The sequence below is a fragment of the Streptomyces sp. NPDC102283 genome (genome assembly GCF_044766265.1).
Lineage (GTDB): Bacteria > Actinomycetota > Actinomycetes > Streptomycetales > Streptomycetaceae > Streptomyces.
Genome location: NZ_JBIWLQ010000005.1, coordinates 390741 through 410265, shown reverse-complemented (window position 1 = coordinate 410265; position 19525 = coordinate 390741). Strand labels below are relative to the sequence as shown.

The window sequence follows — 19525 nt, the reverse complement described above, 5'->3', positions numbered from 1 at the left end:
CGTAGCCTCTGCGTTACAGCCGTACGCCACGCCGGGAGGGGAGATCCGCGTGCCCGGAATCGACGAGTGCCTGCTCGAAGTCATGAGACTGCCCGGTGCCCGGGGGGCCTCGGTGGTCGACTGGACGAGCGGTCTCGCCCTCGGCACCATCGGGGAATCCCCCAACGGCGACCACGAGGCGACCGCCGCCGAGACGGCGGAGGTCGCCCGGATGACCGCCGAGCAGCCGGCCTTCGCCCACCTCGCCCCGGACGGCGGCGCCCAGCACCCCGGACAAGCGCCGAGCACCCCCGTCGAGGACGTCATCGTCACCACCCGCGACGGTTACCACATGCTCCGGTTCGTCGAGACGGACTTCGACAGCAGCGTCTTCCTGCATCTGTGGCTGGACCGCTCCGAAGGCAATCTCGCGCTCGCCCGGATGCGGCTGGGCGAGCTGGCCGAGCGCCTGGTGCTGGCATGAGCGCGATAGCCGCCGACCCCGAAGCCCCCGGCACGGACCGGCTCCCGGTGCTCTCCCCGATGCTCCAGCGCCTCGCCGCCGAACGCGCCACCGGCGCCCTGATGCGCGACCGCGGCACGCTCTACCTCGCCGACGGCCAGGTGGTGCACGCCGAGAGCCCCGCCACCCCCGGCATCGACGTCCTGCTCACCGCCGGCGGCACCCTGCGGCACGAGGGCTGGTGGGACGCGGTGGCGCAGGCCGGGGCGCAGCGCCGGGTCGGCCGCTATCTCGTCGACAGCGGTCATGTGCCGGGCGGCGCACTGGAGTTGTGCCATCTCGGCGCGCTGTACGACGCCGCGTTCTTCGCGCTCGCCCCGACCGGGACGCCCGCCCGCTTCCGCTACGGGGTGGCGCACTGGATCGGTCCGGTGCGGCCGGTCCCGGTGGCCGCCGTGGAGCGCGAGACGCTGCGCAGGCGGGAGTTCCTGGACCGGATCTGGCCCGACCCCGCCTGCGACGGCGCGCCACTGCGACGGACGGCCGCGCATCCGTCCGACGCCCCGGTCCCGGCCCGGCAGCGTCGGCTCCTGGAGCTGGCCGACGGGGTCCGTACGGCCTCGGACATCGCGCAGGCGCTGGGCCGTTCGGCGTTCCACATCCTGGTCGACCTGCGGCGGCTGGCGGCGGCCGGCCTGGTGGAGGCGGTCCGCGCCCAGCCCCTGCCGGCCTCTTCGGCGTCCGGCCGGATCACGCTCCCCGAGGTGACGGCCGACCCCGACATCGCCCTGTTGCGCCGGCTCCGAGACGCATTGGAGGCCCTGTGATACGCGCGCTCAGACAGCGTGCCGGGAGGAGACAGCTGATGGTGCCCGAGGCCGAAGTGCGTGATGTCCTCGTCGAGCTCCAGCGGTTACGCGCCCGGGTCCCGCTGCTCTCCGGGGCGCTGGCGGCCTCCACCGACGGTCTTGTCCTGGCCCACGACACCCCGGACGTCGAGGCCGAGGGCGTCGCCGCCCTCACCGCGGCCGCCCTCGGCATCTCCATCCGGATGACCGACGCCACCGGCCGGGGTGGCTTCCGCGAACTGCTGGTCCGCGGCGACAACGGCTACATCGCCACCTACGCCGCGGGCTCCTCCGCCGTCCTGACCCTGCTGGCCGAGGACCGCATCAACGTCGGCCGGCTCCATCTGGAGGGCCGCCGCGCCGGCGCCCGTATCGGCGGACTCGTCGACGCCGCGCTGGAACGCACCGAGCGCCCCGCCACCGCCCGCGCCGCACCCCCGCGCCCCGCCACGCCGCCCGGCCGCACCCTGCCGCAACGCCCCACGTAGGCGGCCCGGCCCACTCCCCCACCCGCACCGTCACCACCGGGACTCACGCCATCACGCAGAAGCCCGCGCACCGGCCCGCACAGCAGCCACCACAGAAACGGCCCCGGTCACCGCGACCGGCCAGGGAAAGGAAACGAGCCTCCATGGCGAACACCGAAGCGACACTGAAGGAAGCGATGAGCTCGATCGAGGGCGCCACGGGTGTCGCCCTCGTCGACTACACGAGCGGGATGGCCCTGGGCACGCTCGGCGGCGGCAAGGACTTCAACCTGGAGGTCGCCGCCGCGGGCAACACCGACGTGGTCCGCGCCAAGCTCCGCACCATGGAGCACCTGGGCATCAAGGACGAGATCGAGGACATCCTGATCACGCTCGGCACCCAGTACCACCTGATCCGGCTGCTCAAGACCCGTGGCAACAACGGACTGTTCCTGTACCTGGTGCTGGACGCGAGCCGGTCGAACCTGGCGATGGCCCGCCACCAGCTGAAGAAGATCGAGGCGGGCCTGGAGGTCTGACGCGGGCACGGCCCGACCTCTGCGAGGTCTTCGGCCCGGCCCCCGGAAGGCCCGGCCTCACCGGCGGCGACGCCGCGCCCCGCCCGGCGCGGCGTCCCCCGCCTCCGGCCCCGTCGTCCGGTACGCCTTCACCCGCTTGCCCGCCGGGCCCCCGTGCCCGGTCCAGTCGGTGCGCACCCAGTACAGGACGTCGTCACGGCGCTCCCGCTGTCCGATGCGCACGGCCTTCAGCCACAGGCCCGCACCCGCCCCGGCGAGCAGCAGCCCGCCGGTCCCCGGCAGCGCGAACGAGGACGCCACCGCCGCGACGAACGCCCCCAGCAGCCACCACCTGCGCCCGCGCCGCCACATCCGTACGGTCACGGCCCGGTCCTGGAGGAAGTCGCCCCGCCCGGCGCGGGAGGCGCTCCTGGCCAGCTCCGCGTACCGCTTGCCGCGCGCCAGGGCCACGACGGCCGCGGTGACGAGGAAGAGCGCCGCCCCGGCCAGCAGCCCGACCCGACGCCCGGTCAGGCCCGGAGCGAACGCCCCCGCCGCGGCCGCCACCAGGCCCGCCCACCACAGCGGCGCCGCCCCGGCCCGTACGACAACGGCCACTCTCGCCAGCGACTGCCCTCCGCGCCCCACGTCCGTACCCCTCTCGCTCCACGACGCCGCGGGGTCGCGGCGCCTCTGGGCGCGGAGGTTAACGGCCGCAGATGAGCGATGCCTGAGAATCCGCGGAAGGACGGGCGCGGGCCCTCACTCCACGAACAGACCGCGCGCCACCGCCCGGGCGTCGAACTCCTCCAACCGGGCCTGGGCGTCGGGAAGTCCGTCGCACATCGCCTCCAGCAGCACCCGGCCGAGCAGCATCGGCGCGCAGACGGTGTCGAAGGAGAGCCCGGAGCCGATCGCCGCCGGGAGCAGCAGATCACTGTGCTTGGCGACGGGCGCGAAGGCGGAGTCGGCGACCGTCACCACGGTCAGCCCCTGGTCCCGGGCGTACGCGAGCGCGTCCACGCTCTCCTTGGGGTGGCGCGGCAGCGCGAAGCACATCAGGGCGGTGGCTCCGGCGCGGCGGGCGGAGTCGATCCGGTCGGGCAGCATGCTGCCGCCCTCGTCGAGGACCCGGACGTCGGGGTGCACCTTGGCGGCGAAGTACCCGAAGCCGCGCGCCTGAGAGGAGGCGGCGCGCAGCCCCAGCACCGGCAGCGGACGGGAGTCGGCGAGCAGCCGGCCGGCCCGCTCGACGGGCGCGGGGTCGGCGAGCACGTCACAGAGGTGCTGGAGGTTCTCGATCTCGGCGCGGACCGCCTGCTGGTACTCGTTGTACGTCTCCCCCGGGTCCTCCTGCTCCCCGTCGGCGGGCGCGACCTCGCGCAGGTGCCTGCGCAGCGCCGGATAGCCGTCGAAGCCGAGGGCGACGGCGAAGCGGGTGACGGAGGGCTGGCTGACCCCGGCCAGCTCGGCCAGCTCGACGCTGGAGAGGAACGGCGCGTCGGCCGCCCGGCGGACCATGCAGTGTGCGATGCGCCGCTGGGTGGGCGTGAGCCGGTGCCCCTCGAAGAGCCGCTGCAACCGTGCGGCGGGGCTGCTCCCACTCATCCCTGTCCCCTTGCTGGATCCGTCGCGCCACGACCGGCGCCGACCGTTCTATTCAGCCAGGAAGGTCGCTGTATGTCCATATGCAGTGCGGTGGGGGCGGGCGGGGAGGGGTGTTCCGGTTCGCGAGCCGAAGCCTGGAAGGCGGGAGTGATGTGGCGGTTGCAGTGGGGGCTGCATGTGTAGGGATGGCACAGGGCCAACCACCGCTAACGCCACTCCACCGGGATGCGGGCCAATTGCTCGAGGAGGTCCCAGTCCCGGGGCTTGAGGGAGGGGGAGTGCCATGCCGCACCGGTCCCCGTCCAGTAACCGCGGTAGTTCCGGACCCCCATGAGGCTGGTGTCGGACACATCTGACTCGTTTCCGCAGCACACACAGATGAGCGCTGTGGGCCATCCGTCTTCCCAGAAGAGGTCGCCGTCGTCGTGTCCGCACGTCCGGCAGGCAGATTCCTCGTCCGGACCGGGGGGAACGAGGCCGTCCGGTGGCACGGAGTCGCCTTTCATCCCTGTCAGCGCTCTCGCCGGCCTTTCGCCTTGAGGTAGTCCTCCAGCGTAGGCCACCCGCCGGAGTCGAAGCCGCGTGGGTCGGCAGGACTCAGAGGGGGGGTTAGCCCCACAAAACTCGGGGGCCAGCCCCACTGTCACCGCGCCTCGGCCTCCGTACCGTCGTAGGCATGGAAGCCCGTGACCACGAGCTCAAGAAGGAGCTCGCCGCCACCCTCCAGGCCCGTGGCGAGCTGGGCGCGGAGTACGAGAGCGCACTCATCGACTCGTTCCTGGAGAAGGTCGAGCAGCGGCTCGACACCACGCTCGACCGCCGGGTCCGCCGTCAGCTCGCCGAGCAGCAGATGTCCGCCGCCCGGGGGGTTCGTCCGGCGGAGCCGGGGAGCAGCTTCGGGGAGCGGCACGGTCTGGGGATCGTGTCGCTGATCCTGGCCGTCCCGCTGTCCGCGATCGGCGTCGTGAACGCCGGGATCGAGGGGCTGGTCGTGGCCTGGCTCGGCATCGTCGGCGTCAACGCGTTCCAGGCGGCGCGGGGCGGCGGCCTGTTCCGCCGCCGGGAGGAACGCGCGCCGTCCGACTGGAGGGACTGAGCGCCGCCACGATCGTCCACGACGGGCGCGAGCCTCCCGCAGCCTGGCCGAGGTCCGGGCATGACAGCGCGGCCGGGCCCACGGGGAGTCCGGCCGCGCTGTCGTCTGCGAAGTCTGCGAGGTCTGTCGCGGGGACCGCCGCACCCCCGGTCGCCCGGGGGGCGGGACGACGGCGGTCCCCGCGAGGGACGCGGTCCGGGTCAGGGCCGGTTGCCCGCGTCCGGGCGACGGTGGAGGTCCGGGAGCCGCTCCGTAGTCCGGTGTCGCCGTTCTGGGTGCCGGCGGGTTTCCCTGCCGACATCCACCAATGTGCCGGAGCCGTGTTAAGCGGGTGCTGCGCGGACGTGACGCGCTCGTACCGTTTTCGCGAAGGCCCGCCACCGGCCCGTCAGGCACCCCGGCCGGGCCCGGCCACCAGCCCGTCAGGCCTTCGCCGTACCCGCGTCCTTGGCGAGGAACGCCAGCAGGTCCTGCCTGCTCACGACACCCTTGGGCTTGCCCTCGACGAGCACGATCGCCGCGTCGGCCCCGTCCGTGCCGCTGAGCACGGCCATCAGGTCCTCGACCGGTTCGCCGGAGCCGACCTGCGGCAGCGGAGCCGACATGTGCTTCTCCAGCGGGTCGGTCAGCGAGGCGCGCTGGGTGAACAGCGCGTCCAGCAGCTGCCGCTCCACGACGGATCCGATGACTTCGGCGGCCATCACGTCCGGGTGGCCGGCGCCCGGCTTCACGATCGGCATCTGGGAGACGCCGTACTCGCGGAGCACCTCGATGGCCTCGCCGACCGTCTCCTCCGGGTGCATGTGGACGAGGGAGGGCATCGGGCCCTCCTTGAAGTCCAGGACCGCGCCGACGTTGGCGGAGGTGCCGGTGTTCTCCAGGAAGCCGTAGTCGGCCATCCACTCGTCGTTGAAGATCTTGCTCAGGTAGCCGCGTCCGCTGTCGGGGAGCAGCACCACGACGACGTCCTCGGGACCGAGCCGCTTGGCGACCTCCAGGGCCCCGACGACCGCCATGCCGCAGGAGCCGCCGACGAGCAGCCCCTCCTCCTTGGCGAGCCGCCGCGTCATCTGGAAGGAGTCCTTGTCGGACACCGCGACGATCTCGTCGGTGACGTTCCGGTCGTAGGCGCTCGGCCAGAAGTCCTCGCCGACGCCCTCGACCAGATACGGCCGCCCCGAGCCGCCGGAGTAGACCGAGCCCTCCGGGTCCGCGCCGATGACCTGGACCGCGCCCTCGCTGATCTCCTTGAGGTAGCGCCCGGTGCCGCTGATCGTGCCGCCGGTGCCGACGCCCGCGACGAAGTGGGTGATCTTCCCCTCCGTCTGCTCCCACAGTTCGGGACCGGTGGTCTCGTAGTGCGAGCGCGGGTTGTTCGGGTTGGAGTACTGGTCGGGCTTCCAGGCGCCCGGCGTCTCGGTGACCAGCCGGTCGGAGACGTTGTAGTACGAGTCCGGGTGCTCGGGGTCAACGGCGGTGGGGCAGACGACGACCTCCGCGCCGTACGCGCGCAGCACGTTGATCTTGTCCGTGGACACCTTGTCCGGGCAGACGAAGATGCACTTGTAGCCCTTCTGCTGGGCGACGATGGCGAGTCCGACGCCCGTGTTGCCACTGGTCGGCTCGACGATCGTGCCGCCGGGCTTCAGCTCCCCGCTCTGCTCGGCCGCCTCGATCATGCGCAGCGCGATGCGGTCCTTCACGGACCCGCCGGGGTTGAAGTACTCGACCTTGGCCAGGACCGTCGCCTGGATGCCTGCCGTGACGTTGCGCAGCCTCACCAGCGGGGTGTTGCCGACAAGACTGATCATCGAATCGTGGAATTGCACCGTGTACTCCGGGATCTCCGAGATGGTCCGGCCCAGAGTATGCGTACAGGACGCGCTCTGCGTACGGGAAGGAGTACACCGAGCCCCGAGCGGGGCAAGTAGGTACGTGTACGGCTGTACGGCGAGGAGGAGGTGGACCGGACTGTGTCGAGAGCAAGGGTGGCACGGCGGATCGCGGCGGGCGCGGCCTACGGCGGTGGCAGCATCGGGTTGATCGGTGCGGCGGCCGTGGGCGTGTTCCTGGCGGAGGTCCAGCTCGCGAAGAGGCAGGTGGGCGGTGGGACGGCTCCGGTTCCGCCGAGCGCGGACGGGCGGTACGGAGTGGCGTTCGCCGGGCCGAACGACGCGATGCGGCTCGGGATGCTCGGGGACTCGACGGCCGCGGGCCAGGGGGTGCGGCGGGCCGGGCACACGCCGGGTGCGTTGTTGGCCTCGGGGCTCGCCGCGGTGGCCGAGCGGCCGGTGGACCTGCGGAACGTGGCCCTGCCGGGGGCCAGGTCGGACGATCTGGAGCGGCAGGTGTCGCTGCTGCTGGCCGATCCGGCACGTGTCCCGGACGTCTGCGTGATCATGATCGGGGCCAACGACGTCACCCATCGGATGCCCGCGACCCAGTCGGTGCGCTGTCTGACGACGGCGGTGCGCAGGCTGCGGACGGCCGGGGCGGAGGTGGTCGTCGGGACCTGCCCGGACCTGGGCACGATCGAGCCGGTCTACCAGCCGTTGCGCTGGCTGGCCCGGCGGGTGAGCCGGCAGCTGGCGGCCGCGCAGACCATCGGCGCGGTGGAGCAGGGCGGGCGCACGGTGTCGCTGGGCGATCTGCTGGGCCCGGAGTTCGCGGCGAACCCGCGCGAGCTGTTCGGCCCGGACAACTACCACCCCTCCGCCGAGGGCTACGCCACGGCGGCCATGGCGGTGCTGCCCACGCTGTGCGCGGTGCTGGGCCTGTGGCCGGAGACCGACCGGCTGGACGGCGCACGCCGCGAGGACATCCTCCCGGTGGCGAAGGCCGCGTCCCAGGCGGCCCGGGAGGCCGGTACGGAGGTCACGGGGGCGCGCGCTCCCTGGGCCCTCCTCAAGCACCGCCGGCGGCGGCGTCTGCCCGCCTCCGCGGAGCCCGCTCCGCACCCGCACCCGGACGCCGCCCACGGGCACGCGTAGGGGCCGTCGCCACCCGGCAGGATGTCGGCAGGACGGGGGCAGGACTCCCTGAGCAAGCGCTTAGAAAAGAGTCCCGCATCACACGGCCTGCCGGGTGACCACGGCGATACGTCCGGGTAACTTCCAGAGGAGTTCCGCCCGTCCACACAGCCTTCCAGCCCCCTTGGAGCCGCGTGATGCCCGAAGCCGTGATCGTCTCTGCCGCCCGTTCGCCGATCGGCCGCGCCTTCAAGGGGTCCCTGAAGGACCTGCGCGCGGACGACCTGACCGCCACGATCATCCAGACCGCCCTGGCCAAGGTCCCCGAGCTGGACCCGAAGGACATCGACGACCTGATGCTGGGCTGCGGTCTGCCCGGCGGCGAGCAGGGCAACAACCTCGGCCGCATCATCGCCGTGCGGATGGGGATGGACCACCTTCCCGGCTGTACGGTCACCCGCTACTGCTCCTCCTCGCTCCAGACCAGCCGGATGGCGCTGCACGCGATCAAGGCGGGCGAGGGCGACGTCTTCATCTCGGCCGGCGTCGAGATGGTGTCCCGCTTCACCAAGGGCAACTCCGACAGCCTCCCGGACACGCACAACCCGCTGTTCGCCGACGCCGAGGCCCGCACCGCCGCCCGCGCCGAGGAGTCCGGCGCGAGCTGGCACGACCCGCGCGAGGACGGCCTGGTGCCGGACGCGTACATCTCGATGGGTCAGACGGCGGAGAACCTGGCCCGGACCAAGGGCGTCACCCGCCAGGAGATGGACGAGTTCGGCGTGCGGTCGCAGAACCTCGCCGAGGAAGCCCTGAAGAACGGCTTCTGGGAGCGGGAGATCACCCCGGTCACCACCCCCGACGGCACCGTGGTCGCCAAGGACGACGGCCCGCGCGCTGGCGTCACCGCGGAGGGCGTGCAGGGCCTGAAGCCGGTCTTCCGCCCCGACGGCCTGGTCACCGCGGCCAACTGCTGCCCGCTGAACGACGGCGCCGCGGCCTTGGTGATCATGTCCGACACCAAGGCGCGCGAGCTGGGCCTGACCCCGTTGGCCCGGATCGTCTCCACCGGCGTCTCCGGCCTCTCCCCCGAGATCATGGGGTACGGACCGGTCGAGGCCAGCAAGCAGGCGCTGAAGCGGGCCGGCCTGACCATCGACGACATCGACCTCGCCGAGATCAACGAGGCGTTCGCCGCCCAGGTCATCCCCTCCTACCGGGATCTCGGCCTGCCGCTGGACAAGGTCAACGTCAACGGCGGCGCGATCGCCGTCGGCCACCCCTTCGGCATGACCGGCGCCCGCATCACCGGCACGCTGATCAACAGCCTCCAGTTCCACGACAAGCAGTGGGGCCTGGAGACGATGTGCGTGGGCGGCGGCCAGGGCATGGCGATGGTGATCGAGCGGCTGAGCTGAGCCGCAGCGGAGGGTAGGGGTCGCCTGAGGAACGAAGGCGGCACCTGCCCGCAGCGGAGGCGAAGCTCAGCGCGACCACCAGCACGAGCGGCTGAGCTGAGCCGCAGCGGAGGGTAGGGGTCGCCTGAGGAACGAAGGCGGCACCTGCCCGCAGCGGAGGCGAAGCCCGGCGCGACCACCAGCACGAGCGGCTGGGCCAACCCCGCCGAGCTCCGACCGTGACCGAATCTCCCCCAGGATGTGATCTGCGTCCCGGGGGAGAGTCGTTTCCGCAGGTCAGAGCCAATATAGGGCTAAACACCGGACCGAAAGACCTGTCCATTTCGTGACGTAATGCACTGACAGCCCGTACCGGTACAGGTCAAGCTGATGTAGGAAGTCGGGGGTATCGATAGAAACCGGGAGTATGTCAGTGAGCGCCATGTCATTTGCCCTGTTGCTGACCACCGCCGCTGCCACGGCCGTCGGCGCCGCCGCACTGCACGCCGCTCACGGGCTGCGCAAGCAGGTGGCGGCGCTGCGCACGGAGCTGGCCGCCGGTCGCGCCCTCAGTGCTTCCGTGCCGCCGCAGAGCCGCAGTACGGCCACTCCCGCCGAGGAGATACGCACGGCCGTCGCCGAAGCGCTCGCCGAGGAGCGCGAGCGCGAGCTGGCCGAGGCGCGCGCTTTCTGGGCCGCCCAGGAAGCCCGTGACGCCGCCGACGCCCCGTCCCTGCTGGGCGGTCTGTCCGGCCTCGGCGACGACGCCCCGTACTACCTGCCCCGGCAGGCCGACTTCGCCGGTCTGGAGTCGATGGACCTCGAAGCGGCCGAGGCGATGGAGGAGCTCGCGGAGCTGACCGAGCGGACTCTCGCGGAGCACGGGACCGGCGAGCTGACCGACCTCCCGGAGATCGCGGAGATCGCGGAGTTCCCCGAGGACTCCCCCGAGCTGGCCGCCGCCCGCCGTCGCCACCCCTCGCACCCGGACTTCATCCCCGTACAGACACCGGTGGTCACCGACCACGAGCGCACCGTGAACCGGCTGGAGGAGCTGGCCGACACCGCGACCGAGCTGACCGACGTGCGGCCCGGCCCGCTGGGCACGCTCGACGTGTACGTCTTCGCGGACGGCACCACGCTCTGCATGACCCCCGGTCACCGCGAGACCGCCGAGCGCCTCGCCGACGCCCTGCGGGCGGGCCGGCAGCCGGTGCTGCTGGGCGGCTCGGGCGTCTCGGGCGCCTACGCCCTGACCTTCTCCTGCGGCGAGGACAACGTGTACATCCTCGCCGACCGCGTCATCGCCTCGTTCTGACCGGGGTCCACCCCGTACCGCCCCGGCCCCCGGGCGCGGGCCCCTCACACGCGTCACTCACACGCGTCACGCGAAAGCCCGCGCCGCCGCTTCCCCGACATACCGCACGGCCTCGTCCAACTCCTGGGACGGGGCCGTTTCCAGTGCCACGGCCAGGTCCCGCCCGGCGACGGCGAGCTGGTCGCCCACGGCGAACATCCCGGCGTCCGGCAGTTCACGCGGTTCGGCGTCCGGGTCCTCCAGACGCTGGGCCCGGACGGCGAGTTCGCGGGCCGCGGCCAGCGCCTCGGCGGCCGCACCGCGCTGGAGGCGGCTCTGCGGGGCCGAGCGCAGCCGGTCGGCGAAACGGTCCACGGCCAGGATCAGGGGCGTCGTATCGAGCACCCGGCCGACCCTACGCGGCCCTCCCGCCCGGCTGCCAACGCGCCGGGGCACGGAACGCGCAACGGCCCGCAGGCGCGATGCCTGCGGGCCGTTGCGGTGTCACGGGTACCGCGGATGCTACGGGTGCTCGGCGGTCGGTCAGTCGTCGCCGCTGAGGATCGCGACCAGGCGCAGCATCTCGATGTAGATCCACACCAGGGTCACGGTGAGGCCGAAGGCCGCCAGCCAGGACTCCTCACGCGGAGCGCCGTACGCGATGCCGTCCTCGACCTGCTTGAAGTTCAGGGCGAGGATGCACGCGCCGATGACGATGGCCACGATGCCGAAGATGATGCCGAGCGCACCGCTGCGGAAGCCGAGGCCGTCACCGCCGCCGAACACGGCGAACAGGAGATTGACCATCATCAGCAGCGTGAAGCCGATGGCGGCCGCCATCACGAAGCCGTAGAAGCGGCGCGTGACCCGGATCAGTCCGGTGCGGTAGGCGATCAGCACACCGGCGAAGACCGCCATGGTGCCGATCACCGCCTGCATCGCGGCGCCGGGAGCCCAGTAGACACTGACGATGTTGCTGATGACGCCGAGGAAGACACCCTCGAACGCCGCGTACGTCAGGATCAGCGGCGGCGAGGGCCGGCGCTTGAACGAGTTCACCAGCGACAGCACGAAGCCGATGATCGCGGCGCCGATGGCGACGCCGATCGCCGTGCCGACGTTCTCCTTGTCGACCGGCAGCGTCCACCAGGCGGCGGTCGCGGCGACGATCACGGTGCCGAGCGTCATCGCCGTACGCGTCACCACGTCGTCGATGGTCATCACGTCGGGACGGGCGGGCGCCTGCGGGGCGCCCTGGATGTCCGTCTGCGCGTAGGGGTTGGTGGCGTACGGGTTGGCGGCGGTGCCCTGCGCGTACGGGTTGGCGCCCGTCGCGGGGGCCCCGGCCTGCGGCGTCGCGTTGAAGCCCGCGTGGCCGTTGTCGCGGCTGAACCCCCGTCGCGAGAAGACCGGGTTGCTGCTCCTCATCTCACTCCTCCATGGCCACACTGCGTGGCCTTGCCACAAGAGTAATGGGTAGGCAAAAGAATCACCCTAGTGCCAGGGGAGGATCTTTGCGCCGGCTCACTTCGAGGCTCTCCGAGGCCCGGGAGGAATCGCGTACGGGGCGGGAATCGCGGGGCACGCGGGTGGCGGGGCTCACAGGACCGGGCGCCGGTCACGGTCTGGGCCGTCCGGGTCACGCACGGTGCGGCGCGTGGTGCCCGGAGCCGGACTCGAACCGGCACGCCCCCGAGGGGCAGCGAGGTTTAAGCTCGCCGTGTCTACGTTCCACCATCCGGGCGTGCCGCGCGGCTCCGCGTCTGGCTACCGACCCTATCCGGGGACGTCCCTCGATCAGCGGAACAGTGGCGCGATGTTGTCTTATTTTATTGACCGCTTGAGGGTCCGTCAGGACATCTGGCCGGGCTGACCACACGCCCGCGGCCGATCATGGGCGGTCCGTGGCCCGCACGGGAATGACGGAAAGTCGCCGCACTCGTACGGCCCAACGCGCCAGGTCCGCGCCAGGCTTCGCCAGGGCATCCGCCACCCTCGGGTCCGACGCCGCTCCGGCCCCGGGTCCGGCGTCGCTCCGGAAGGGCCCGCCCGCCGCCGGGGCCGCTCCCCGACCGCTCCCCGGCCGCGTCCCGCGTGCTCACCGTGGGTGACCGGCAGGCGGTGGCCACGACTCCGGTCAGGGTCGGTGTCATACCCGAGGAGGACGGATCCACGCTCGCGATGCGACTCAAGACGGCTACGGGAACGGGCATCGGGAGTGACGACCGGGGCCGATCGGGACGTAACGATGGAGTAAGTCCCCGAGGCATGGCGTCAGCGCCCGCCTCAGCACGGCCCATGCATCCGCATCACCCGAACCAGGAGCGTCCCAGTGACCACCACCCCCACCGTTCACCGCGCCACCGCGGTGGCTGCCCGCGCCACGGAGCTGTCGAAGGTCTACGGCGAGGGCGAGACGCAGGTCGTCGCCCTGGACCGGGTGACCGTGGACTTCCCGCAGGGCGAGTTCACCGCGATCATGGGCCCCTCGGGTTCCGGCAAGTCGACGCTGATGCACTGCGTCGCCGGGCTCGACAGCTTCAGCAGCGGCTCGGTGCGCATCGGCGAGACCGAACTGTCCACGCTGAAGGACAAGCAGCTCACGCAGTTGCGCCGGGACAAGATCGGCTTCATCTTCCAGGCGTTCAACCTGCTGCCGACGCTCACCGCGCTGGAGAACATCACCCTGCCGATGGACATCGCCGGCCGTAAGCCGGACGCCGCGTGGCTCCAGAAGGTGATCGACATGGTGGGGCTCTCGGAGCGGCTGAAGCACCGCCCGACCGAGCTCTCCGGCGGTCAGCAGCAGCGCGTCGCCGTGGCCCGCGCCCTGGCCTCGCAGCCCGAGATCATCTTCGGTGACGAGCCGACCGGGAACCTGGACTCCCGCTCGGGGGCCGAGGTCCTCGGCTTCCTGCGCAACTCGGTGCGCGAGCTGGGCCAGACCGTGGTGATGGTGACGCACGACCCGGTCGCCGCCTCCTACGCGGACCGGGTCATCTTCCTCGCGGACGGCGCGGTCGTCGACCAGATGATCCACCCGACCGCCGACGGGGTCCTCGACCGGATGAAGGCGTTCGACGCGAAGGGCCGCACGAGCTGACGCCGTCGGCGGCCGGCCGGCACGGCCGCCGCACCGGCTGACGCGGGCGCCCGCCGCACCCCGGCCGCCGCCCCCCGCGCGTCCCCGCCCCCCTTCCGGAACCCATCCCAGGACACAGACATGTTCCGTACCGCCCTGCGCAATGTGCTCGCGCACAAGGCCAGGCTGCTGATGACCGTGCTCGCCGTCATGCTCGGCGTAGCGTTCGTCTCCGGCACCCTGGTCTTCACCGACACCCTCGGCAACGCCTTCAGCAAGCAGTCCGCCAAGAGCTACGACAACGTCGCCGTCTCCATCGAGACGTTCGCCGGCGACGACGAGAAGACCGCCGGCATCGACGACGCCACCCTGGAGAAGATCCGGGGCCTGGACGGCGTGGCCTCCGCCACCGGCCGGGTCAACGGCTTCGCCGGGGTCGCCGACCCGGACGGCAAGCTGATCGGCAACGGCTGGTCCAACACCGGCGCGAACTTCGCCCCCGGCAAGGACGGCAAGGACGCGAGCTACGTCTTCACCGACGGCTCGGGCCCGGCGAAGAACGGCTCGGTCGCTCTCGACAAGGACACCGCGAGCAAGGGCAAGTACCGCGTCGGCGACCCGGTGCGGGTCGCGACCAACGGCCCGGTGAAGGAGTACACCCTCTCGGGGATCTTCACCACCGAGGACGGCGCGGTCAACGCGGGCGGCAGCCTCGTGCTGTTCGACACCGCGACCGCCCAGAAGCTCTACCTGAAGCCCGGCGTCTTCCAGAACGCCACCGTCTCCGCCGCGGGCGGCGTCTCCGACCGGAAGCTGCTGGACGCGATCGAGCCCCTGCTGCCGAAGGACGCCACCGCCCAGACCGGCAAGGCGCTGGCGGACCAGCAGGCGAAGGACATCGAGAGCGGACTGTCCAGCCTCAACGCCATGCTGCTGGCGTTCGCGGGCATCGCGCTGTTCGTCGGCATCTTCCTCATCACCAACACCTTCACCATGCTGATCGCCCAGCGGACCCGTGAGCTGGCCCTGATGCGGGCCATCGGAGCCACCCGCCGTCAGGTCAAGCGCTCGGTGCTGCTGGAAGCGGCGGTCGTCGGCACGCTCGCCTCCGTCATCGGCTTCGCCCTCGGCCTCGGCCTCGCCACCGGTCTGCGTTCCGCGATGGGCCTCCTGGGCGGCAAGATCCCCGCCGGCCCGCTGATCGTCTCGCCGACCGCCGTCCTCTCCGCCTTCGCGGTCGGTGTCCTGATCACCGTGCTGGCCGCCTGGCTGCCCGCCCGCCGGGCCGCGAAGATCGCCCCGGTGGCCGCGATGAGCAGCGTGCACGCCACCGCCTCCACCAAGTCCCTGGTTCTGCGGAACTCCATCGGCGGTGTGATCGCCCTGCTCGGCGCCGCGGGCATCGTCGGCGGCGCGGGAGCGGGCGGCACGTCCGGCCGGCAACTGGTCGCGGGCGGTGCGTTCTTCGCCCTGATCGGCGTCATCATCCTGATCCCGCTGCTGTCGCGCCCGGTGATCGCGCTGGTCCGGCCGCTGCTGAAGAAGCTGTTCGGCGTCTCCGGGAAGCTGGCCTCGCAGAACGCGGTCCGCAACCCGCGGCGTACCGGAGCCACCGCCTCCGCACTGGCCATCGGGCTGACCCTGGTCACCGGCATCTCGGTGCTCGGCGTCACGCTCGGCCAGGCCATCGACAAGATGACCACGGACAACATCAAGGCCGACTACATGGTCACGATGGCCAGCGGCGACGTGCTCGACCGGTCCGCGCTCAACGCCCTGGCGAAGGCCGACGGCGTGTCCGCGCTCTCCCCGCAGCAGGCGGCCTGGTTCGAGGTCGACGGGGAGTACCAATCGGCCTCCGCCGTCACCCCGGGCGACGTGGAGAAGGTCTTCTCCCTGACGACCGTCTCCGGCTCGCTCGGCACGCTGAAGGACGGTCAGGTCGCGGTCGGGTCCAAGACCGCCAAGTCGAACGGCTGGAAGACCGGCGACACGCTCCCGGTGAAGTTCGAGGACGACAAGAAGGGTGAGCTGACGGTCGGGGCGCTCTACAAGGAGAACGAGTTCCTCTCGCCCTTCGTGATCCCGAAGGAGCTGGCGGACGAGCACAGCACCTCCACCCGCCCCGAGATCCGGGAGATCTGGATCAAGTCGGACGGCGGCGCGAGCAAGGCCAACGAGCAGTCCATCGTGGACGCGCTCGGCGACAACCCGGCGATGAACGTCATGGACCGGCAGGACATCCGTGACATGTTCGGCGGCTTCATCAACACCGCCCTGAACATCATGTACGGGCTGCTCGCCATGGCCCTGCTGATCGCGGTCCTCGGTGTCGTCAACACCCTCGCGATGTCGGTGTTCGAGCGGCAGCAGGAGATCGGCATGCTCCGTGCGATCGGCCTCGACCGGGGCCGCGTCAAGCGGATGATCCGTCTGGAGGCCGTCGTCATCTCGCTCTTCGGCGCGGTGATCGGGGTCGGCCTCGGGGTCTTCCTCGGCTGGGCGATCGGCCAGACCCTGTCCGCCGACATCCCCGGCTACGCCCTGGTCATCCCGTGGGACCGGCTCGGCATCTTCCTGCTCCTCGCCGCCCTGGTGGGCGTCCTCGCCTCGCTGTGGCCCGCCCGCAGCGCCGCGAGGCTCAACATGCTGACGGCGATCAAGACCGAGTAGTCCGGGCCCGGGGGGCCGTGGGGACGACGAGGGGCCGGCGCCCCGCTGGAAAGCGGGGCGCCGGCCCCTCGCCCGTCGCCGTACGCGTACGGGTCAGGCGTCCCGGCCCTCTACGGGCTCCGCCCAGGTGCGGGCGCGCGACGGCATCCGGGAGCCGCCTGCCTCCAGCGGGCGCACCGCGAGGATCTGGTTGACGCCGATCTTGTTGCGCTCGAAGGAGAGCGCCGAGGCGGCCATGTACAGCCGCCAGACCCTGGCCCGGCCCGGGGAGGTGGCGCGTACCGCCCGCTCCCAGTGCCGCTCCAGGTTGGCCACCCACCGGCGCAGGGTCAGCGCGTAGTGCTCGCGCAGCGCCTCGACGTCCCGGGCCTCGAAGCCCGCCTCCTCCAGGGTGGCCAGGGTGCGGCCGAGCGGGGCCAGTTCGCCGTCGGGGAAGACGTAGGCGTCGATGAACGCGTCGATGCGGTAGGCGTCCTCGTCCCTCTCGGGGCGGCGGGCGATCTGGTGGTTCAGGAGGCGTCCCCCGGGCTTCAGGAGGGCGTAGAGGTCGTCCGCGTACTCCCGGTAGCGGACCGATCCGACGTGCTCGGCCATGCCGATCGAGGAGATCGCGTCGTAGGGGCCGTCGCGGACGTCCCGGTAGTCCTGGACCCGGATCTCGATCCGGTCGGTCAGGCCCTCCTCCGCGATGCGCTTGCGGGCGTGGGCGGCCTGCTCCTGGGAGAGCGTGATGCCGGTGACCTGCGCCCCGTACGCACGGGCGGCGTGGATGGCCATGGAGCCCCAGCCGCAGCCGACGTCCAGGAGGCGGTCGCCCTCCTTCAGGCCGAGCTTGCGGCAGACCAGGTCGAGCTTGTCGCGCTGGGCCTCCTCCAGGGTCCCCCCGTCCTGCCAGTAGGCGCAGGAGTAGACCATGGAGGGGCCGAGAACCAGGGCGTAGAAGTCGTTTCCGACGTCGTAGTGGTGGCTGATGGCCTCCTTGTCGCGGCGTCTGGTGTGCAGCGGGCCGGTGCGGCGGCGCACCTCCTCCGCGGGCGGGGCCGGCGGCGGCCAGGGGCCCGCGATGTCGAGGAGGCCGCGGGCGAAGGCGCGGACCTTGGGGTCGCGGACCGGGTGGACGGAGTCCTTGGCGTCGGCGCCGCGGTCCCAGAGCAGCCCGGCCAGATGGCCGAGCGCTTCGTACAGGTCGCCCTCGATGTCGATCTCCCCGGCCACCCAGGCGCGGGCCAGGCCCAGTTCGCCCGGCTTCCACAGGAGTCGGCGCAGGGCGCGGCGGTGACGGATCACGAGGACCGGGGCGCCGGGCGGCCCCGATTCGCTGCCGTCCCAGGCCCGGATACGGACCCGCAGGGGTTCCGAGAGCAACTCTTCGGCAAGAGCGGTCAGCCGCGACGCGGCGTCTGCCATGGCGCACACCTCCGTGGTGTTTCCCCGACAAGCACAACAATCACCAAGCGAACAGACATGCTCGTAGCCCCGCCGCGACACCCCGGGCGCCGTGGCGAGGTACACCTGCGTCAACTCTCCCCGCACACTCCGTCATCCCGCTACCGGGCAACGAATCGGCAAAGTGTGTGTATGCGCCACCCATATGGGCGGGATCTGGCCACGGCCCGCCGTCGCGCCCCGGGCCGCACCCCTGTCCGGATACGCCGAAGGGGCCGTCCGCACCACGGATGGCGGACGGCCCCTTCGGGCGTCGTACGGTGCGCTCCCCGCGGAGCGCTTCACCGAGAGGTCAGGAGGCCTTGGCCTTCTCGCCCTCGGACTTGGCGGCGGCCGGAGCCGGGGCCGGCTTGGCGGCCTCGTAGAACTCCTCGCGCGGCGTCTCCATGGCGCCGAGCGAGACGACCTCGCGCTTGAGGAACATCGCCAGCGTCCAGTCGGCGAAGATCCGGATCTTACGGTTCCAGGTCGGCATGGCCATGCCGTGGTAGCCACGGTGCATGTACCAGGCGAGACGGCCCTTGAGCTTGATCTTCACCTTGCCCACGACGATCATCGCTACGCCCTTGTGCAGGCCGAGGCCGGCGACCGCACCCTTGTTGGCGTGGCTGTACTCCTTCTGCGGGAAGCCCCGCATACCGGAGATCACGTTGTCGCCGAGGACCTTCGCCTGACGCAGCGCGTGCTGGGCGTTGGGCGGGCACCAGGCGTTCGGGTTGCCGGCGCGGCGGCCGACCATGTCCGGCACCTGGGCATTGTCGCCCGCGGCCCAGATGTAGTCGCTGCCCTGCACCTGGAGCTTCTCCGAGGTGTCCACGTGACCGCGGGGGCCGAGCGGCAGGCCGAAGCGCGCCAGCGCCGGGTTCGGCTTCACACCGGCGGTCCACACGATGGTGCTGGAGTCGACCTCCAGGCCGTTCTTCAGGACCACGTGACCGTCGACGCAGGAGTCCATCGAGGTGGAGAGGTAGATCTCCACGCCGCGGCTCTCCAGGTGCTCCTTGCCGTAGGCGCCCAGCTTCGGGCCGACCTCGGGAAGGATCTTGTCGGCGGCGTCGACGAGGATGAAGCGCATGTCCTCGCGCTTCACGTTCGTGTAGTACTTCGCCGCGTCGCGGGCCATGTCCTCGACCTCGCCGATGGTCTCCGCGCCGGCGAAGCCGCCGCCCACGAAGACGAACGTCAGCGCCTTGCGGCGGACGTCCTCGTCGGTCGTGGAGTCGGCCTTGTCCAGCTGCTCCAGGACGTGGTTGCGCAGGCCGATCGACTCCTCGATGCCCTTCATGCCGATGCCCTGCTCGGCGAGGCCGGGGATCGGGAAGGTACGGGAGACCGCGCCCATCGCGATGACCAGGTAGTCGAAGGGCAGCTCGTAGGCCTCGCCGACGAGCGGCGCGACCGTGGCGACCTTGCGGTCCTGATCGATGGTCGTGACACGACCGGTGAGAACCTCAGCCTTGGGCAGCACGCGTCGCAGCGGGACGACGACATGCCGAGGCGAGATGCTGCCGGCAGCAGCTTCGGGGAGGAAGGGCTGGTACGTCATGTACGACCGCGGGTCGACGACCGTGACGGTCGCCTCTCCGTATCGCATCTTCTTCAGAATGCGACGAGCTGCGTACAGGCCTACGTACCCACCGCCTACAACGAGGATCCTGGGACGCTCCGTGGTGCTCATGCCA

General features: G+C 71.6%; 18 protein-coding genes and 1 tRNA gene. 10 read left to right on the top strand and 9 right to left on the bottom strand.

From position 1 onward, the window contains the following. The first annotated feature begins 49 nt into the window (after positions 1 to 49). The 4 genes from ACIRJT_RS13300 to ACIRJT_RS13285 all read left to right on the top strand — a co-directional run bounded on the left by ACIRJT_RS13300 (position 50) and on the right by ACIRJT_RS13285 (position 2296). Complete coding sequence (locus ACIRJT_RS13300; RefSeq protein WP_265601218.1) at positions 50 to 463, top strand: hypothetical protein; 414 nt, start codon at positions 50 to 52, stop codon at positions 461 to 463. Continuing rightward, on the top strand, positions 460 to 1269 hold the full coding sequence (locus ACIRJT_RS13295; protein ID WP_403908120.1) for a winged helix-turn-helix domain-containing protein: 810 nt from the start codon (positions 460 to 462) through the stop codon (positions 1267 to 1269). Before ACIRJT_RS13300 ends, ACIRJT_RS13295 begins: the two co-directional genes overlap by 4 nt. Before the next feature lie 38 nt (positions 1270 to 1307). Further along, positions 1308 to 1778 (top strand): roadblock/LC7 domain-containing protein, encoded by a 471-nt coding sequence (locus tag ACIRJT_RS13290; RefSeq protein WP_403908118.1) that lies wholly within the window; start codon positions 1308 to 1310, stop codon positions 1776 to 1778. A 143-nt stretch (positions 1779 to 1921) separates the two neighbouring features. Beyond that, on the top strand, positions 1922 to 2296 hold the full coding sequence (locus ACIRJT_RS13285; RefSeq protein WP_398068452.1) for a hypothetical protein: 375 nt from the start codon (positions 1922 to 1924) through the stop codon (positions 2294 to 2296). Positions 2297 to 2353: 57 nt separating this feature from the next. Here the strand turns inward: ACIRJT_RS13285 and ACIRJT_RS13280 are convergent, their stop codons facing one another. The 3 genes from ACIRJT_RS13280 to ACIRJT_RS13270 form a co-directional block, all read right to left on the bottom strand. Continuing rightward, positions 2354 to 2893, bottom strand: a complete 540-nt coding sequence (locus tag ACIRJT_RS13280; protein ID WP_403908116.1) for a hypothetical protein — start codon at positions 2891 to 2893, stop codon at positions 2354 to 2356. 144 nt (positions 2894 to 3037) lie between these two features. Then, the gene (locus tag ACIRJT_RS13275) at positions 3038 to 3883 is read right to left on the bottom strand and encodes a MurR/RpiR family transcriptional regulator (RefSeq protein WP_403908114.1); all 846 of its coding nucleotides are present in this window, start codon (positions 3881 to 3883) and stop codon (positions 3038 to 3040) included. A 206-nt stretch (positions 3884 to 4089) separates the two neighbouring features. Further along, entirely contained in the window at positions 4090 to 4233 is a 144-nt protein-coding gene (locus tag ACIRJT_RS13270) for a hypothetical protein (protein WP_403908112.1), read from the bottom strand. A 326-nt stretch (positions 4234 to 4559) separates the two neighbouring features. On the opposite strand from ACIRJT_RS13270, the gene ACIRJT_RS13265 reads away from it, so the two are divergent. After that, positions 4560 to 4979, top strand: coding sequence for a hypothetical protein (locus ACIRJT_RS13265; protein ID WP_403908110.1), 420 nt, complete (start codon positions 4560 to 4562; stop codon positions 4977 to 4979). A gap of 422 nt (positions 4980 to 5401) precedes the next feature. On the opposite strand, the gene ACIRJT_RS13260 is transcribed toward ACIRJT_RS13265, so the two are convergent. Continuing rightward, positions 5402 to 6808 carry a cystathionine beta-synthase gene (locus ACIRJT_RS13260; RefSeq protein ID WP_403908108.1) on the bottom strand — a complete coding sequence of 469 codons (1407 nt, stop codon included), beginning with the start codon at positions 6806 to 6808 and terminating at the stop codon, positions 5402 to 5404. A gap of 159 nt (positions 6809 to 6967) precedes the next feature. On the opposite strand from ACIRJT_RS13260, the gene ACIRJT_RS13255 reads away from it, so the two are divergent. The 3 genes from ACIRJT_RS13255 to ACIRJT_RS13245 all read left to right on the top strand — a co-directional run bounded on the left by ACIRJT_RS13255 (position 6968) and on the right by ACIRJT_RS13245 (position 10663). Continuing rightward, on the top strand, positions 6968 to 7969 hold the full coding sequence (locus tag ACIRJT_RS13255) for an SGNH/GDSL hydrolase family protein (RefSeq protein ID WP_403908255.1): 1002 nt from the start codon (positions 6968 to 6970) through the stop codon (positions 7967 to 7969). 176 nt (positions 7970 to 8145) lie between these two features. After that, the gene (locus ACIRJT_RS13250; RefSeq protein ID WP_403908106.1) at positions 8146 to 9366 is read left to right on the top strand and encodes an acetyl-CoA C-acetyltransferase; all 1221 of its coding nucleotides are present in this window, start codon (positions 8146 to 8148) and stop codon (positions 9364 to 9366) included. A gap of 421 nt (positions 9367 to 9787) precedes the next feature. After that, positions 9788 to 10663, top strand: a complete 876-nt coding sequence (locus ACIRJT_RS13245) for a hypothetical protein (protein ID WP_403908104.1) — start codon at positions 9788 to 9790, stop codon at positions 10661 to 10663. A gap of 66 nt (positions 10664 to 10729) precedes the next feature. Here the strand turns inward: ACIRJT_RS13245 and ACIRJT_RS13240 are convergent, their stop codons facing one another. From ACIRJT_RS13240 to ACIRJT_RS13230, 3 genes are all read right to left on the bottom strand, one after another. Beyond that, positions 10730 to 11047, bottom strand: a complete 318-nt coding sequence (locus ACIRJT_RS13240) for a hypothetical protein (RefSeq protein ID WP_403908102.1) — start codon at positions 11045 to 11047, stop codon at positions 10730 to 10732. 138 nt (positions 11048 to 11185) lie between these two features. Continuing rightward, positions 11186 to 12070 carry a Bax inhibitor-1/YccA family protein gene (locus tag ACIRJT_RS13235; protein ID WP_403908100.1) on the bottom strand — a complete coding sequence of 295 codons (885 nt, stop codon included), beginning with the start codon at positions 12068 to 12070 and terminating at the stop codon, positions 11186 to 11188. A 230-nt stretch (positions 12071 to 12300) separates the two neighbouring features. Further along, a tRNA-Leu gene (locus ACIRJT_RS13230) sits at positions 12301 to 12386 on the bottom strand. A 588-nt stretch (positions 12387 to 12974) separates the two neighbouring features. On the opposite strand from ACIRJT_RS13230, the gene ACIRJT_RS13225 reads away from it, so the two are divergent. Further along, entirely contained in the window at positions 12975 to 13745 is a 771-nt protein-coding gene (locus ACIRJT_RS13225; RefSeq protein WP_403908098.1) for an ABC transporter ATP-binding protein, read from the top strand. 120 nt (positions 13746 to 13865) lie between these two features. Next, positions 13866 to 16397: an ABC transporter permease gene (locus ACIRJT_RS13220; RefSeq protein ID WP_403908096.1), complete on the top strand. Its 2532-nt coding sequence runs from the start codon at positions 13866 to 13868 to the stop codon at positions 16395 to 16397. A 93-nt stretch (positions 16398 to 16490) separates the two neighbouring features. Here the strand turns inward: ACIRJT_RS13220 and ACIRJT_RS13215 are convergent, their stop codons facing one another. Together ACIRJT_RS13215 and ACIRJT_RS13210 are read right to left on the bottom strand one after the other, a co-directional pair. Further along, on the bottom strand, positions 16491 to 17804 hold the full coding sequence (locus ACIRJT_RS13215) for a class I SAM-dependent methyltransferase (RefSeq protein WP_403908094.1): 1314 nt from the start codon (positions 17802 to 17804) through the stop codon (positions 16491 to 16493). 331 nt (positions 17805 to 18135) lie between these two features. Then, complete coding sequence (locus ACIRJT_RS13210) at positions 18136 to 19521, bottom strand: NAD(P)/FAD-dependent oxidoreductase (RefSeq protein WP_403908092.1); 1386 nt, start codon at positions 19519 to 19521, stop codon at positions 18136 to 18138. Between the last annotated feature and the right edge of the window lie 4 nt (positions 19522 to 19525).